This is a genomic window from Microbacterium sp. T32 (assembly GCF_001619615.1).
Lineage (GTDB): Bacteria > Actinomycetota > Actinomycetes > Actinomycetales > Microbacteriaceae > Microbacterium.
The window spans coordinates 110,622-126,189 of the sequence record NZ_LQQP01000012.1 but is presented as its reverse complement, the minus strand read 5'-3'; the positions used below and the strand labels follow the sequence as shown (position 1 = coordinate 126,189).

Sequence of the window (15,568 nt, the reverse complement as noted above, 5' to 3'; positions counted from 1 at the left end):
TCAGTCGCGCACGCGCACCGAGAGGCACGTGACGCACCCCTCGAGCTTCTCGAACTCGCTCACGTCGACGGTGACGACCTCGAGTCCGCGCGCCCGGTGGGCGGCGGCGGTCTCGGGGGCGTCCGACGACATCAGCACCGTGGACTCGTCGAGCACGACGACCGCGGTGCCGTGCTCCTCGGGGACGGGCGCGAAGACCGGGAAGGCCGCCGGGTCATCGACGAGCGGCGCGTAGCCGACGACCGTGCCGTCGGGCAGCGCGGTCACCCCCGACTTCAGGTGCAGCACCTTGGTGACGGGGACGTCGACCACGTTCCGGCCGCGCGGCGCGAGCAGCGCGCGGAGCTGGGCGATCCCCTCGGCGTTGGTCCGCGAGGAGGCACCGACGTAGACCGTCCGGCCCACCTTGAGGACATCGCCGCCGTCGAGCGTGCCCGGCTCTGCGATCTCGGCGACCTCGAGTCCGGATGCCACGACCGCCGCCGCCACCGTGGGCGCTTCGCCGCGGCGGGATTCGGCTCCCGCGCGGCAGAGCACGGCGAGGTCACCGAACACGACGACGGCATCCTCGACGAACACGCCGTCGGGCTGCGCGTCCGCCGGCTCGATCTCGATCACGTCCCAGCCACGGCTGCGGAAGACGTCGACGTAGCCGCGCCACTGCGCGAGCGCCAGCTCGGCGTCGACCGGCACGCGGTCGAGGTGCGTGAGCTCACCCTCGGCGAGGAGGGGCGACGGACGGCGGACGAACAGACGCGACATGCACCGAACCTAGCGTGCGGGCACCGGGGGGCGGCATCCACCCTCCGGCCCGGCTCGCCAAAGTCAGCGATCCGCGCAGGCTCAGCCACATCGGCCTGGATCGGACCGACATCGCGCGAATCACTGAGCGAGCGCGGGCGCCAAGGGCCCGGCATCCCCCTGCGGCCCGGCTCCACAAAGTCAGTGATCCGCGCAGACTCAGCCACATCCGCCCAGACCGCACTGACCTTGCTCGAATCCCTGATCTTGCGCCGGCGACACCCGGCGCACAGCGAAACGCCCCGCCCCTCGCGAGAGGGACGGGGCGTCGACGGCGGATCAGACGCCGGGGTAATCGCGCTGCGCGGCCCCCGTGTAGAGCTGCTGCGGGCGGCCGATCTTCGTCTGCGGGTCGGTGATGGCCTCGCGCCACTGCGCGAGCCAGCCGGGCAGGCGGCCGATCGCGAAGAGCACGGTGAACATGCGCGTCGGGAAGCCCATCGCCTTGTAGATGACGCCGGTGTAGAAGTCGACGTTCGGGTAGAGGCGACGCTCCTTGAAGTAGTCGTCCTCCAGTGCGATCTGCTCGAGCTCCTTGGCGAGGTCGAGCAGCGGGTCGCTCACGCCGAGCGCCTCGAGGACTTCGTCGGCGGCGCCCTTCACGAGCTTTGCGCGCGGGTCGTAGTTCTTGTAGACGCGGTGCCCGAAGCCCATGAGCTTCACGCCGTCTTCCTTGTTCTTCACGCGCTCGACGAACCGCTCGACGCTCTCGCCGGAGTCACGGATGCGGCCGAGCATCTGCAGCACGGCCTCGTTCGCGCCACCGTGCAGCGGACCGGAGAGGGCCTGGATGCCGGCGGAGATCGACGCGAACTGGTTCGCACCGGTCGAACCCACGAGACGCACCGTCGAAGTCGAGGCGTTCTGCTCGTGGTCGGCGTGGAGCATCAGGAGCAGGTCGAGCGCCTTCGTCATGACCGGGTTGACCTGGTAGATCTCGCTCAGCACGCCGAAGTTCAGCTTGAGGAAGTTGTCGACGAAGCTCAGCGAGTTGTCGGGGTACAGGAATGCCTGGCCGATGCTCTTCTTGTGCGCGTAGGCCGCGATCACCGGGAGCTTCGCGAGCATCCGGATCGTGTTGAGCTCGACGTGCTCGGGGTTGTGCGGGTCGGACTCCGCCTCGTAGTAGGTCGAGAGAGCTGCCGTGGCCGCCGACAGCACCGACATGGGGTGCGCGGTCGGGGGAAGCGAGGAGAAGAAACGCTTGAGGTCTTCGTGCAGCAGGGTGTGGCGGCGGATCCGCTCGTCGAAGGACGCCAGCTCGGATGCCGAGGGCAGTTCGCCGTAGATGAGGAGCCAGGCCACCTCGAGATACGTGCTGTTCTGCGCGAGCTGCTCGATCGGGTAGCCGCGGTAGCGCAGGATGCCCTGGTCGCCGTCGATGAACGTGATGTTCGACTTGGTCGACGCCGTGTTCACGAAGCCGTAGTCGAGCGTGGTGTGACCGGTCTGCTTCGTCAGCGACGCGATGTCGATGCTCGGAACCCCGTCGGTGCCCCGCAGAACCGGGAATTCGGCGGTGGTGCCCCCCACCGTGAGGGTGGCCTTGTCGTGCTCCGTACCCGCGTCGCTCACCGCGCCTCCTTGCGATTTCTGGTCGCCCATGTGGTCAGGACCGTGGTCCTCGGCCGGGATCCATCTGCGCGGTTCCCGACACGGCGCTCGGCGGAGGGTGACCCGCTCGGAGTGCCCCTACAGCCTATCGGGGCCGACGACGTACAGATGACACCGCCAAAGGATGCCCCCTTCCGATGGAGGGATCCCACTGTTCCGGGGCTCAGGGGGTCAGACGCTCCGCCGCCGCCGCGATCCGCTCATCGGTCGCGGTCAGCGAGAAGCGCACGTGCTGCGGGAAATGTGTGCCGTAGAAGTGCCCGGGACCGACCAGGATGCCGAGGTCCGCGAGGCGCCCCACGCTCTCCCAGGCGTCTCGGCCCTCCGTCGCCCAGAGGTACAGGCCACCCTCGCTGCGGTCGACGCGGAAGCCGGCAGCCTCGACCGCGGGTTTGAGGACGGCGCGACGGCGGGCGTAGCGCGCTCGCTGCTCGGCGACGTGCGCGTCGTCGCCGAGCGCGACGGTCATCGCTCGCTGCACGGGGCCGGGAGGCATCAGGCCGAGGTGCTTGCGGCCCGTCAGCAGGCGCGCCACGATCTCGGGGTCGCCCGCGAGGAACGCGGCACGGTAACCGGCGAGGTTCGACTGCTTGCTGAGCGAGTACACCGACAGCACGCCGGCGAAGTCGTCGCCGACGACCGCCGGGTCGAGCACGCTCGGCACGCCCGCGGTGTCCCACGGCGCGTCCCAGCCCAGTTCGGCGTAGCACTCGTCGGACGCGAGAACCGCGCCGAGCGCGCGGGCCCGGGTCACGGCATCCACGAGTTCGTCGGTCGAGAGGACGCGACCGTCGGGGTTCCCGGGCGAATTGATCCAGACGAGCCGGGTGTTCTCGGGCCATTCGGCCGGATCGTCGGATGCCACGGCCTCCGCGCCGACGAGACGGGCGCCGACCTCGTACGTCGGGTACGCGGCGCGCGGGTGCACGACGGCATCCCCGGGACCGAGGCCCAGGAGCAGGGGCAGCAGGGCGACGAGCTCTTTCGAGCCGACGGTGGGAAGCACGTGCGCGGGGGTGAGCCCGGGGACTCCTCGGCGGCGGGCGTACCAGTCGACGATCGCCTCGCGCAGCGCGGGGGTGCCCATGGTCTGGGGGTACGCGTGCGCGTCGGTCGCCGCGGCGAGGGCCTCGGCGACGACGGCGGGGGTCGGGTCGACGGGCGACCCGATCGACAGGTCGACGATGCCCGCGGGGTGACGGCGGGCGCGCTCGGCGTACGGCGCGACCGCGTCCCACGGGTAGTCGGCGAGGTCGGCGACGCCCACGGGTCAGTGGCTCTGCGGAGGAAGCGCCGAGATGACGGGGTGATCCTTGGCGATCACGCCGACCTTGGCGGCACCGCCGGGAGATCCGATGTCGTCGAAGAACTCGACGTTCGCCTTGTAGTAGTCCGACCACTCTTCGGGAAGGTCGTCCTCGTAGTAGATGGCCTCAACGGGGCACACGGGCTCGCACGCACCGCAGTCGACGCACTCGTCGGGGTGGATGTAGAGCGAGCGTTCACCCTCATAAATGCAGTCGACCGGGCATTCGTCGATGCAGGCGCGGTCTTTGACATCGACACACGGGAGGGCGATCACGTAAGTCACCCGCTCAGTCTACGCGGGACAGCGACGGGCGCCGGGCCGCACGGCCGTGTCCTATGATCCGTCGGCGGGCTCGGCGCGCAGCTTCGATACGTCGGGGAAGAAGGCTACGAGCGCCAGAAGGATGGGGCCCACGAACGTCCAGGCGATCGCGATCCACTCGGTGTCGGGCGTCGCGGCGGCGACGATCGCCGAGCCGCCGGGACCGACCTGCGAGAACAGGAAGGTGGCCGCGATGATGCCGAGGCCCCCGGCGATGGCGTTGACCCGGTCCTGCGTCAACGTGCGGAGCGCGATGAGGAGCCCCGCGCACCCGATCGTCGCGAGGATCAATCCGACCGGCACGACGCCGAGACGGAAGGCGTGCCCCACGGTCGCCGCCGTGCCGTAGACGGCACCCACGAGGAAAGCGACGACCCAACCGATGACGCGCACGATTCCGGAACCCACGCGGTCAGTCTAGGTGCGGGTTCATGTGGCCCAGCCGAACGCCCGCAGGAGCGCGGCGGTCACGGCGCCGGCCGCGACGACGACGAGGAACGGCGCCCGCGCCCACAGCAGGAGCGCCGCGACCCCGACCGCGGGGAGCCGCGCATCTACAACTATCGCCGGACCCGAGGCCAGCGCCTGCACGACGACGAGCGCGGAGAGCAGCGCGACCGTCAACAGATCGGCGATCCGCGCGGGACGGGGAGCGTCGAGCCAGCTCTGCGGCAGCACGTACCCGACCGCCTTGAGCCCCAGACAGAGGACGGATGCCGCGATCACGGCGGTCCACAGGGTCATGGCATCCGCCCCTCATCGTCCGCTGCGCGCGACGGACGGGAGTCGAACCAGCCGAGGGCGAGCGCGACTCCGGCCGCGGCGATGACCGGGATGCCGGGCAGGACCCACGGCGTCAGCACCGCGGCGACGGCCGCCGCACCGATCGCGACCGCGAGGGGCTGACGCCCCCGCACCCGTGGCCACAGCAACGCGAGGAAGGCCGCGGCGGCAGCGGCATCCAGGCCCCACGTCCGGGGGTCGCCGAGGACGTCGCCGAGGAGCGCACCGGCGAGGGTCGTGACGTTCCAGCCGATCCAGATGCCGACGCCGGTCACCCAGAAGCCGACGCGACGCGCGACGGGGTCGGACTGCGCGAGCGACACCGCGACCGACTCGTCGATCGTGAACGGGGTCGCGGCGGCGCGCCGGACGCGTCCCGGGCCGACCACCGGCGACATCCGCATGGCGTACGCGGCGTTGCGCACGCCGAGCAGTCCCGCGGACGCGATCGCGGCCGGTGCCGCCCCCGCGCCGCCCGCCGCCAGCACGCCGACGAACGCGAACTGCGACCCACCGGTGAACATGAGGAGGCTCAGCACGCAGGTCTGCCAGACATCGAGACCGGATGCCACGGACAGCGCGCCGAACGAGATGCCGTACGCGCTGGTGGCGAGGGCGACGGCGAGACCCTGCCGCGCCGCGGCCCGCGACGGTGTTCGCTCTGATGAACGCATGATCAGAGTCTCGAACGCGCCGCGCCGTTCGTCAAGTCGAACGAGCGACGAGCATAATGAACGCATGAGCGACCTCGGTGACCGCATCGCCACGACCCTCCGCCGCGAACGCGAGCGGCGCGATCTCAGCGTGTCCGAACTGGCGCGGCGCGCCGGGGTGGCGAAAGCGACGGTCTCGCAACTCGAGAACGGCGGCGGCAATCCGAGCGTCGAAACCCTGTGGGCCCTGGCGACCGCGCTGGAGGTGCCGTTCGCGGTGCTCGTCGACGAGGGCGTGCACTCCCCCACGCTCATCCGCGCGGGCGACGCCCCGTCCGCCGCGGTGCCGGCGTCCGCCGCCGACTACCTCGCCGTGCTGCTGTCCGCGAGCCCACCGCACGCGCGCCGCGACATCTACCTGCTGCGCGCCGAGCCCGGGAAGCCGCGTCTGTCCGATCCGCACCAGCGCGGCACGGTCGAGCACGTCGTGCTGCTCGCAGGCCGCGGCCGCGTCGGCCCGGTGGATGCGCCGTACGACCTGCACCCGGGCGACTACCTCTCCTACGCCGGCGACGCGCCGCACGTGTTCGAGGCACTGGCCCCCGGGACCAGCGCGGTGCTGGTGTCGGAGTCGCGCTGACCCACACGGGTCGCGGCGGCGCGCGGGCGGCATCCACTGTCCACGACACGCCGCTCGCGACACGGGCCCAGCGGCGTGTCTTGGACACTGAACGGGGATGACACCGCTCACCGAGCGGCGGCAGGCCAGTTCCGTGTCCAAGACACGCGGACGGCGCGCGAATCGGTCCGCGTGTTCTGGACACCGAAACCCCGGGGGCGATGCCTGCAGGCCCCTTCCCGGAGCCCGACCGCGAAACGGATGAGCGAAGACTCAGGCGTTGGCATCCTGGCGCTTGGCGCGCGAGGCGGCGCGGCCGCGCTCGGTCGCGTCGAGCACGACCTTGCGGATGCGCACCTTCTCGGGCGTGACCTCGACGCATTCGTCGTCGCGGGCGAACTCGAGCGACTCCTCGAGCGTCAGGACGCGCGGCGGGGTCATCGACTCGAAGGAGTCCGAGGTCGACGAACGCATGTTCGTCAGCTTCTTCTCCTTGGTGATGTTGACGTCCATGTCGTCGGCGCGCGAGTTCTCGCCGATGACCATGCCCTCGTAGACCTCTTCGGTCGGCTGCACGAAGAAGCTCATGCGCTCCTGCAGGGCGATCATCGCGAACGGGGTGACGACGCCCATGCGGTCGGCGACGATCGAGCCGTTCTGACGGGTCGTGATGGTGCCGGCCCAGTCGTCGTAGCCGTGCGAGATCGCGTTGGCGATACCGGTACCGCGCGTGATCGTCAGGAACTCGCTGCGGAAGCCGATGAGGCCGCGGGACGGGACGACGAACTCCATGCGCACCCAACCCGTGCCGTGGTTCGTCATGTTGTCCATGCGGCCCTTGCGTGCGGCCATCAGCTGCGTGATCGCGCCGAGGTGCTCCTCGGGAGCGTCGATCGTGAGGTGCTCGTACGGCTCCTTGAGCTTGCCGTCCTCGCCGCGCTTGGTGACCACCTGCGGCTTGCCGACGGTGAGCTCGAAGCCCTCGCGACGCATGTTCTCGACGAGGATCGCGAGCGCGAGCTCGCCGCGACCCTGGACCTCCCAGGCATCCGGTCGTCCGATGTCGACGACCTTCAGCGAGACGTTGCCGATGAGCTCGCGGTCGAGGCGGTCCTTGACCATGCGGGCGGTGAGCTTGTGGCCCTTGACCTTGCCCATGAGGGGCGAGGTGTTCGTGCCGATCGTCATCGAGATGGCGGGGTCGTCGACCGTGATGGCCGGCAGCGGCCGGACGTCCTCGGGGTCGGCGATCGTCTCACCGATCGTGATGTCGGGGAAACCGGCGATCGCGACGATGTCGCCGGGGCCGGCGGACTCGGCGGGGAAACGCTCCAGCGCCTTGGTCAGCAGCAGCTCGGTGACGCGCGCGTTCGAGTGCGAGCCGTCGTGGCGGACCCACGCGACCGTCTGGCCCTTCTTCAGCGTGCCGTTGAAGATGCGCAGCAGCGCGAGGCGGCCGAGGAACGGGCTCGAGTCGAGGTTCGTCACCCACGCCTGCAGGGGCGCCTCGTCGTCGTAGGACGGGGCCGGGACGTGCTCGAGGATCGCGCCGAAGAGCGGCTCGAGGTCGTCGTTGTCGGGGAGCGACCCGTTGGCGGGGCGGTTCAGCGACGCGGCGCCCGCGCGGCCCGACGCGTACACGACGGGCACGTCGAGCAGCGCGTCGACGTCGAGGTCGGGGACGTCGTCGACGAGGTCGGACGCGAGCCCCAGGAGCAGGTCATGCGCCTCTTCTTCAACCTCGGCGATGCGCGCATCGGGACGGTCGGTCTTGTTGACCAGCAGGATGACGGGGAGCTTCGCCTCGAGCGCCTTGCGCAGCACGAAGCGGGTCTGGGGCAGCGGGCCCTCCGACGCGTCGACCAGGAGCACGACACCGTCGACCATCGACAGACCCCGCTCGACCTCGCCGCCGAAGTCGGCGTGACCGGGGGTGTCGATGACGTTGATCGTCACCGGGACGTCGGTGTGGGCGCCGTTGTACGTGATCGCCGTGTTCTTGGCGAGGATCGTGATGCCCTTCTCACGCTCGAGGTCGTTCGAGTCCATCGCGCGCTCTTCGACGTGCGCGTGGTCGCCGAACGAGTTCGTCTGGCGAAGCATGGCGTCGACGAGGGTCGTCTTGCCGTGGTCGACGTGCGCGACGATCGCGACGTTACGGAGGCCAGGACGAAGGGCGTGCGCCATGGAGGGTCTCCAGGAAAATTCGGGGTTGCGCCCGGAATCGGGCCACCTCAGTCTACCGGGCGCCCGCCCCGCTCCCGGCGACGCACGCGAAAGGGGCGGCATCCCCTCAGGAATGCCGCCCCTTTCGGCGTCCGGATCAGGATGCCGGAGTGTTCTTCAGCAGCTCGTGACGCAGCTCGCGACGGGCGGCCTGCACCTCGACGTCGGGCACCGGGATCGCCGCGATGAGACGCTGCGTGTACGGCTCCTTCGGGGAGCGCAGGATCTGGTCGCGCGTGCCCTGCTCCGCGATCTTGCCGCGGTTGAGCACGACGATGCGGTCGGCCATGGCATCCACGACGGCCAGGTCGTGACTGATGAAGAGGCACGCGAAGCGGTGCTCCTGCTGCAGCTCGCTGAGGAGTTCCAGCACGCGCGCCTGCACCGAGACGTCGAGCGCGCTGGTGGGCTCGTCCGCCACGAGCAGACGCGGCTGCAGCGACAGCGCGCGGGCGATGCCGACGCGCTGCTTCTGGCCGCCCGACAGCTCGTGCGGGTAGCGGTTGCGGTAGCTGCGCGGGAGGCGCACCTCGTCCAGGAGCTTCTCGACGCGGGCGTCCAGGGCGGCGCCCTTCGCCTCCCCCGCGAGGAAGAGCGGCTCACCGATGGACTCGCCGATGGGGAGGCGCGGGTTCAGCGACGACGACGGATCCTGGAACACGATGCCCACGCGGCGACGCAGCGACTTGATGAGCTTGCGCGATCCGCTCGAGATGTCGACGCCGTCGACCACGAGACGCCCCTCGGCGATGGGCTGCAAGCCGATCGCGGCCCGTCCGATCGTCGACTTGCCCGACCCCGACTCGCCGACGAGGCCGACGATCTCGCCCTCGGCGATCCCGAGCGTGACGTCGTCCACCGCGCGGAACGCGGCGACGCGACCCTTCTTGCCGTACTCGATCGACACGTTCTGCAGCTCGAGCACCGGGTTGGACAGCTCGGGAGCCGCGGCCGCGAGGCGCAGCGTCTCGGTCCGTGCGGGTCCCTCGGCCACGGCCGCCGCGAGCGACTCGACGACGTCGACCGTCGCCTCGCCCTCGAGCGTCTCGCCCAGACGCGGGACGGATGCCAACAGCTCCTGCGTGTACGGGTCCTGGGGGTCGCCGAGCACCTGCGCCGCGCTCCCCTGCTCGACGATGTCGCCGTTCTTCATCACGACGATCCAGTCGGCGAGGTCGGCGACCACGCCCATGTCGTGCGTGATGAGGAGGACGGCCGAGTCCAGGCGGTCGCGGAGGTCGCGGATGAGGTCGAGGATCTCGGCCTGGACGGTGACGTCGAGCGCGGTCGTCGGCTCGTCGGCGATGAGGAGCGCGGGCTCGAGGCTGATCGACTGCGCGATCATCGCGCGCTGACGCTGACCGCCCGACAGCTGGTGCGGGTACGACGCGAACGCCTTCTGCGGGTCGGGGAGCCCGACCATGTCCAGCAGCTCCAGCGCCCGCGCCTTCGCCTCGGACGGCGCCATCGTCGTGTGCGCGCGCAGCGCCTCGATGATCTGCGACCCCACGGTCAGCACCGGGTTCAGCGCGGTCATCGGCTCCTGGAAGATCGCCGCGACCTCGGGTCCGCGCAGCTGACGCATCTGCGAGGTCGAGAGCGTGGTGACCTCGCGCCCGTTGACCTTGATGCTGCCGCGGACACGGCTGTTGCGCGGGAGGAGGTCGAGCACCGCCATCGAGCTCACGCTCTTGCCGGAACCCGACTCCCCCACCACCGCGACGACCTGGCCGCGGGCGATGGAGTACGTCAGGTTCTTCGCCGCCGGGACCCAGACGTCGTCCACCGCGAAGTCGACGCTGACGTCGGTCATCTCGAGCGCGGGGATTCCCGCCTTCTCGGTCGTGCTCATGAGGCTGTCCTCTCCGTCCCGCGGAGCGGGAGTGAGTGATCGGGGAATGAAAGAATCAGGGGATGCCACGCCAGACGTTCCGTTCGACGTTCACCCGCATCCTGTGCGGCATCGTGTGGGCGGTCATCGCCGCGGTGGCGATCGGTCTGCTGACCGCTCCCGCCGTGACGCTCGCCCCCGCCGCGGTGATCGCCGGTGCGCTCGGCGCCGCGGCGCTGGTCTACGGCATCCTGTGGTCGCCCTCGGTCTCCGTCGACGACGACGGAGTGGAGGTCGACAACATCGCGCTGCGCTATCGCGTGCCGTGGGCCGCGCTCATCCATGTCGACACGCGCTACGCGCTGCAGCTGCACACGCCCGGACGGCGCATCGCCGTGACCGCCGCTCCGGCGCCCGGCGCGACCGGATCGCTGCGCGCGGCGCGCGCCTACCGTCGCAGCGAGGGGCAGGTCGCGCCGAACACGCGCCCCGGCGAGCTGCCGAACACCGACTCGGGACGCGCCGCGGCCCTCGTCCGTGATCGCTGGCACGCCCTGCGCGATGCCGGCCGTGTCGAGGCCGGCATCGCCGAGACGGTTCCCGTCCGTGTCCGCGCCCGGCTCGACAACCTGCTGGTGCTGGCCGCGGGTGCGGTCGGCATCGTGCTGGCGATCGTGCTGGGCTGACATCGCGGCGACGCCTCGCGTCATGACGACGGCGTCTCCGGGTGCACGCGTCCCTCGACGCTGGCCGGCGCCGTGGTCGACGGAGCGGCCTGCTCCTTCGTGCGACGCAGCGAGAAGCGCTTCTGACGCGGGTCGAACGCGTCGCGCAGACCGTCGCCGACGAAGTTCACCAGCACCGCGAGGGCGACGATGAACACCGCGGGCCACCAGAACAGCCACGGGCGCGTCTGGAAGGCCGACTGGTTGTCGGAGATGATCAGGCCCAGCGAAACGTCCGGCGGACGCACTCCGAGCTGGAGGTAGCTCAGCGCCGTCTCGAGGAGGATCGCCGACGCGGCCAACAGGGTCGCCGCGACGATCACCACGCCGATCGCGTTGGGGAGGATGTGCTTGAAGATGATGCGCGCGTCGCTCGCCCCGGCCACGCGGGCGGCCTCGACGAACTCGCGCTCACGCAGCGAGAGGAACTCGGCGCGCACGAGACGGGCGATCGTCGTCCACGACACCATGGCGAGGAAGAACGCCAGCGGCACGACACCCAGGCCACCGGTCGCGCGACCGACGACGGCGCCGATGACGATGACCGGGATGACGATGAACACATCCGTGATTCTCATCAGGACGGCGTCGAGCCAGCCGCGGTAGTAGCCGGCCAGCGCACCGATGATCGTGCCGACGGCCGTCCCCACGAGGCTGATGATGACCATCACGAGGATCGAGTTCTGGATGCCGCGCATCGTCATGGCGAAGTAGTCGATGCCGATGCGGTCCTGACCGAACGGGTGGTCACCGAACGAGAGCGGCCACAGCGAAAGCGTCGGCGCCCCGCCGTCGTTCTGCGGGTTCAGCGAGGTGTAGTCGTACTTCCACCAGCCGGGGATCGGACCGATACCGATCGCGGAGATGGAGAACAGCGCGAGCAGGATGAACAGGATGCCGGACACGACGGCGATCTTGTTCGACAGGAAGCGCCGCAGGATGAGGCGGCCCTGGCTGACGCCGACGGTCTTCCGCTCGTCGGACGGCGGCGGAGCATCGACGTTCGCGGGCTCGGGGAGCATCTGGGTCATCGGGAGACCTCCGGGAATCGGACGGCGGCGATCATGCGACCACTCGCACGCGGGGATCGAGCACGGCGTAGGCGAGATCGGCCAGGAAGTTGAACAGGATCGCGGTGATGGCGATGACGATGAAGTACCCCATCACGGGGTTCACGTCCACGCGTTGGATCGAGGTGACGAACAACGCGCCCATGCCGGAGATCGCGAAGACCCGCTCCGTGATGACCGCACCACCGAGGAGCGCACCGACGTCGGTGGCGACGAGCGTCACGATCGGGATCAGCATGTTCCGAAGACCGTGCCGCAGGATGACCGTGCGCTCCGGGAGGCCCTTCGCGCGCGCCGTGCGGATGTAGTCCTGGTTCATCACCTCGAGCATTCCGGCACGCGCGTATCGCGTGTAACCGGCGAACGAGATGAGGAGCAGCGAGATCGTCGGCAGCAGCAGGTGGGTGAACGTGTCGATCCCGCTGACCCACATGTCCGCGGTGAACCCGGGAGTACCCGCACCCACCGTCGCGATGGGACGGTTGTTGATCCGCGGGTTGGCCATGTACTGCGGCCACGACTGCATGTAACGGTCGAGCACGACGAGCGCGCCGGAGAAGAACGCGACGATGCCGCCGATACGGGCGACCATGCCCCGGTCGGGAGCGCCCAGCACATATCCGGTGATGAGACCCACGGCCACCGCGACGACGCCGAGGATGATGATCGTCGCGAACGTCGAGATGTCGAACAGGCCCTGGAGGGCGAAGTGGCACACGTACGCGATCGCACCGTTGAGCGCCGCGACGATCAGCGCGCGGCGGTTGCTCAATCCGGAGATGAGCGCCGTCGTGATCACGACGACTCCACCGATCAGCAGGAGCAGACCGACCGGCCCGAAACCGGGGTGGCGGAACCAGTCGGTGAGGTCGAAGTACACCAGCAGCGCGATGGTGGCCAGGCCCGCGACCACGGCGACGATGAGCCGACGGCGGACGTCGCCGCCGATCATGGCCTGCCAGATGACCGCCATGACGACACCCAGCAGGATGATCAGCCAGATCGGGATGGAGGTCGCCGACGCCAGGAAGTCGTTGAAGCCCAGGGCCAGGAACTCCTTCAGGAGGACGGCGACCAGGAACGACGGGAGCGAGAAGAGGAAGAAGCTCAGCAGCGTGATGCCGAAGTCGAAGCCGCTGTACTGGCGGAGGGCCGAGACGACGCCGACGACGATGCCGAGGACGATCGCCAGCACGAACGACGCTGTCACGAGCTGGAGGGTCGAACCGATGGCGGTCGGCAGGATGTCGGTGACCGCGGCGTTGGAGATCGTCAGGCCGAGGTTGCAGGTCCCCGCGAACGGGATGAGGCAGCCGGCGGCACCGCCGAGCCAGAGGAAGTACCGCAACGGTACGGGGACATTGAGGTCGAGGGCCGCGACACGGGCGGCGATGAGCTGGTCACGGTTGGCGGCGGAGCTGTCGCGCAGGTCCTGCAGGGGGTCGCCGGAGTTGGCGGACAGCACGTACATGATGAACGAGGCTGCAAGCAGGACCAGGATCGAGACGGCGATGCGCCTGAGGATGAATCCGACCATCGCGGGAGGACTTCTTTCGATCGGGTGGAGGACGCCTGTGGGCGTCCTGGAAAGGATAGTCGCGCAGCGCAGGGGGTGGCACGCCGCGCGCACACGAAGTGAGGCGCCGGAGCCGAGCGACTCCGGCGCCTCACGAGGGATTCAGCGGCTCATCAACCGTTGAGCGTCCACTCCTGTGCGTTCCACACGATGCCCGTCTGGCCACCGAAGTAGTCGATGCCCGTGACGGTGCCGTTGTCGGCGAAGACACCGGGGAGCTGGAACAGCGGCAGACCGTAGAAGTCCTTGGCCGTCTCCGCGTCGATCTTCACCTTGATGTCGGCCAGCTTGTCCTTGTCGGTCGTGACCTGGCTCTCGTCGACGAGGCTGTCGACGGTGGCGTTGCTGTAGTTGTTGTAGTTTCCGCCGCCCGCGGTCTTGAAGATCTGCGGGAGCGCGGCGTTACCGGCACCCGGCGAGATCCAACCGAAGATCGACACGTCGTAGCTGCCGCTGCCGAGGAGCTTGCCCCAGTCGGGCGAACCGGCGTCCACGATGTTGAAGCCCGCCTGCTGCGCCGACTGCTGGATGGCGCGGAAGCTGTCGACACGGTTCGGGTTCTTGGTGTTGTAGAGGATGCGGACCGTGGGGGTCGCACCGTTCAGCAGCGCCTTGGCCCCCTCGATGTCGGGCTCGCCGAACTTGTCGTAGCCACTGGCCGAGACAGCGGTCTTGTACTGGTCGCCATCGGTCGGGAGGAAGATCTGCGAGTTCAGCACCTCGGCGTCGGGGTTGATCGGCGTGATGATCGAGTCGAGGATCTGCTGGCGCGGGATGGTCTTGAGGAAGGCCTCGCGGACGTTGGCGTCGGCGAACACACCGGCGAACGTCAGGTCGACGTGATCGTACGACAGCTGGCTGCCGGAGTGGACCGTGGCGTTGGCGTTCTTCAGTGCGGTCAGCGTGTCGGCGGAGGGCTGCGGCTGGATGGCCTGGACCTCACCGTTCTGGAGAGCCGTGACCTGCGCGTTGGCGTCACCGATGAAGCGGATGATCAACTGGTCGTACTTGGGCGACATGCTGCCCTTGTAGTTGGGGTTCTTGCCCAGCGTGATGCTCTGCTCGGGGGTGAAGTCGGTCACGATGAACGGACCGCTCGCGACGAGGAGGCTCTGGTCGGTCGGCATCGCCGTGACGTCGTAGCCCTTGTTCCAGAAGTCGGCCGCGGCCTTCAGCGTGGCGTTGGGGGTGACGGGAGCGTCCGGGTTGCCCTTCGGGGTGTCCTTCAGGACCTTGATGAAGTCTTCCTCGGAGACACCGGCCTTCTCGGCGAGCACGTGAGCCGGCTTGCCGATCGGGTTGACGAGCTCCCAGTCCACGAACGGCGTCGAGTAGACGAGGGTCATCGACATGTTGTCGTCGCCGATGGTCGGGAACGCGGTCGTGTCGAGACCCGCGGTGCTGCCCGCGAGCGTGAAGTACTGCGTGCCGCTGGTGACCTCGCCCGACTCGGCGTCGATCTTGGCGTCGTCGTAGTAGCCCGAGTTGATGGCCCAGTTGACGAGCATGTCGTCGGCGTTGATGGGCTCGCCGTCCGACCAGGTCAGGCCGGGGTTGATGGTGTACTTCACCGTCAGCGGGTCGTCGGAGACCTTCTCGTAGGTTCCGAAGTCGGTGTTGTCGAGGACGCTGAAGTCCTTGTCGAGGCGCTGGAAACCACCGAGACCGAGGCCGCCGCTGACACCGGTGAGGTAGCCCACCATGCCGTTGGTGTCGAGGTTCGCCTCGGGGGTGTCGCCGTTGAACGAGGTGAACGCGTTCGTGGTGGCGATGGTGATGGTACCGCCGCTGCTCGCGCCCGCGTCGGGCGTGGCAGTGGTGGTGCAGCCGGCGAGCGCGAGCGCCGCGACGGCGACACCTGCTCCCGCCGCCAGGGCGCGCGTGCGCCGAGTCTTTTCAGACACTTTGCCTCCTGTGCAAGGTTTGACGGGCACCCCCGATCGTCAAGACAGGACATGACAGAGGGGGGCCGTGGATACGGAAACGATAGGTAAACGCTCTGCGTTGGTCAAAACGCCTGGGGAAACCGTTACATACCTT

14 protein-coding genes are annotated in these 15,568 nt (G+C 69.2%); 2 read left to right on the top strand and 12 right to left on the bottom strand.

Going from position 1 to position 15,568, the window contains the following annotated elements; translation table 11 throughout:
* The 7 genes from ddaH to AVW09_RS06615 form a co-directional block, all read right to left on the bottom strand.
* A complete protein-coding gene (gene ddaH / locus AVW09_RS06645; protein WP_063257310.1) occupies window positions 1–762 on the bottom strand; it encodes a dimethylargininase in 762 nt (253 codons plus the stop codon).
* Between the two features lie 318 nt (window positions 763–1,080).
* Window positions 1,081–2,376 carry a citrate synthase gene (locus tag AVW09_RS06640; RefSeq protein WP_082822856.1) on the bottom strand — a complete coding sequence of 432 codons (1,296 nt, stop codon included), beginning with the start codon at window positions 2,374–2,376 and terminating at the stop codon, window positions 1,081–1,083.
* 202 nt (window positions 2,377–2,578) lie between these two features.
* Window positions 2,579–3,682 (bottom strand): succinyldiaminopimelate transaminase, encoded by a 1,104-nt coding sequence (gene dapC, locus AVW09_RS06635; RefSeq protein WP_063257309.1) that lies wholly within the window; start codon window positions 3,680–3,682, stop codon window positions 2,579–2,581.
* Window positions 3,683–3,685: 3 nt separating this feature from the next.
* Window positions 3,686–4,006, bottom strand: coding sequence for a ferredoxin (fdxA, locus tag AVW09_RS06630; protein ID WP_022878250.1), 321 nt, complete (start codon window positions 4,004–4,006; stop codon window positions 3,686–3,688).
* Between the two features lie 51 nt (window positions 4,007–4,057).
* Complete coding sequence (locus tag AVW09_RS06625; RefSeq protein ID WP_063257308.1) at window positions 4,058–4,453, bottom strand: hypothetical protein; 396 nt, start codon at window positions 4,451–4,453, stop codon at window positions 4,058–4,060.
* Between the two features lie 21 nt (window positions 4,454–4,474).
* A complete protein-coding gene (locus AVW09_RS06620) occupies window positions 4,475–4,789 on the bottom strand; it encodes an AzlD domain-containing protein (RefSeq protein WP_063257307.1) in 315 nt (104 codons plus the stop codon).
* Window positions 4,786–5,502, bottom strand: a complete 717-nt coding sequence (locus tag AVW09_RS06615; RefSeq protein ID WP_063257306.1) for an AzlC family ABC transporter permease — start codon at window positions 5,500–5,502, stop codon at window positions 4,786–4,788. Before AVW09_RS06615 ends, AVW09_RS06620 begins: the two co-directional genes overlap by 4 nt.
* 64 nt (window positions 5,503–5,566) lie before the next feature.
* Here AVW09_RS06615 and AVW09_RS06610 point away from each other — a divergent pair, with 64 nt between their 5' ends.
* Window positions 5,567–6,121: a helix-turn-helix domain-containing protein gene (locus AVW09_RS06610; protein WP_063257305.1), complete on the top strand. Its 555-nt coding sequence runs from the start codon at window positions 5,567–5,569 to the stop codon at window positions 6,119–6,121.
* 252 nt (window positions 6,122–6,373) lie between these two features.
* Here AVW09_RS06610 and typA read toward each other — a convergent pair whose 3' ends face one another.
* Window positions 6,374–8,287, bottom strand: coding sequence for a translational GTPase TypA (gene typA, locus AVW09_RS06605; RefSeq protein ID WP_063257304.1), 1,914 nt, complete (start codon window positions 8,285–8,287; stop codon window positions 6,374–6,376).
* Between the two features lie 136 nt (window positions 8,288–8,423).
* The gene (locus AVW09_RS06600; RefSeq protein WP_063257303.1) at window positions 8,424–10,178 is read right to left on the bottom strand and encodes an ABC transporter ATP-binding protein; all 1,755 of its coding nucleotides are present in this window, start codon (window positions 10,176–10,178) and stop codon (window positions 8,424–8,426) included.
* A gap of 62 nt (window positions 10,179–10,240) precedes the next feature.
* On the opposite strand from AVW09_RS06600, the gene AVW09_RS06595 reads away from it, so the two are divergent.
* A complete protein-coding gene (locus AVW09_RS06595) occupies window positions 10,241–10,843 on the top strand; it encodes a PH domain-containing protein (protein ID WP_063257302.1) in 603 nt (200 codons plus the stop codon).
* A 20-nt stretch (window positions 10,844–10,863) separates the two neighbouring features.
* On the opposite strand, the gene AVW09_RS06590 is transcribed toward AVW09_RS06595, so the two are convergent.
* The 3 genes from AVW09_RS06590 to AVW09_RS06580 form a co-directional block, all read right to left on the bottom strand.
* Complete coding sequence (locus tag AVW09_RS06590) at window positions 10,864–11,913, bottom strand: ABC transporter permease (protein ID WP_063257301.1); 1,050 nt, start codon at window positions 11,911–11,913, stop codon at window positions 10,864–10,866.
* A 31-nt stretch (window positions 11,914–11,944) separates the two neighbouring features.
* The gene (locus AVW09_RS06585) at window positions 11,945–13,489 is read right to left on the bottom strand and encodes an ABC transporter permease (RefSeq protein WP_063257300.1); all 1,545 of its coding nucleotides are present in this window, start codon (window positions 13,487–13,489) and stop codon (window positions 11,945–11,947) included.
* 152 nt (window positions 13,490–13,641) lie between these two features.
* On the bottom strand, window positions 13,642–15,432 hold the full coding sequence (locus AVW09_RS06580; RefSeq protein ID WP_063257299.1) for an ABC transporter family substrate-binding protein: 1,791 nt from the start codon (window positions 15,430–15,432) through the stop codon (window positions 13,642–13,644).
* Window positions 15,433–15,568 lie beyond the last annotated feature (136 nt).

Coding starts and splice junctions, on each gene's coding strand:
- typA (WP_063257304.1), bottom strand. CDS start 8,287: ATGGCGCACGCCCTTCGTCCTGGCCTCCGTAACGTCGCGATCGTCGCG.
- ddaH (WP_063257310.1), bottom strand. CDS start 762: ATGTCGCGTCTGTTCGTCCGCCGTCCGTCGCCCCTCCTCGCCGAGGGT.
- AVW09_RS06590 (WP_063257301.1), bottom strand. CDS start 11,913: ATGACCCAGATGCTCCCCGAGCCCGCGAACGTCGATGCTCCGCCGCCG.
- AVW09_RS06585 (WP_063257300.1), bottom strand. CDS start 13,489: ATGGTCGGATTCATCCTCAGGCGCATCGCCGTCTCGATCCTGGTCCTG.
- AVW09_RS06600 (WP_063257303.1), bottom strand. CDS start 10,178: ATGAGCACGACCGAGAAGGCGGGAATCCCCGCGCTCGAGATGACCGAC.
- AVW09_RS06610 (WP_063257305.1), top strand. CDS start 5,567: ATGAGCGACCTCGGTGACCGCATCGCCACGACCCTCCGCCGCGAACGC.
- AVW09_RS06620 (WP_063257307.1), bottom strand. CDS start 4,789: ATGACCCTGTGGACCGCCGTGATCGCGGCATCCGTCCTCTGTCTGGGG.
- AVW09_RS06595 (WP_063257302.1), top strand. CDS start 10,241: ATGCCACGCCAGACGTTCCGTTCGACGTTCACCCGCATCCTGTGCGGC.
- AVW09_RS06615 (WP_063257306.1), bottom strand. CDS start 5,502: ATGCGTTCATCAGAGCGAACACCGTCGCGGGCCGCGGCGCGGCAGGGT.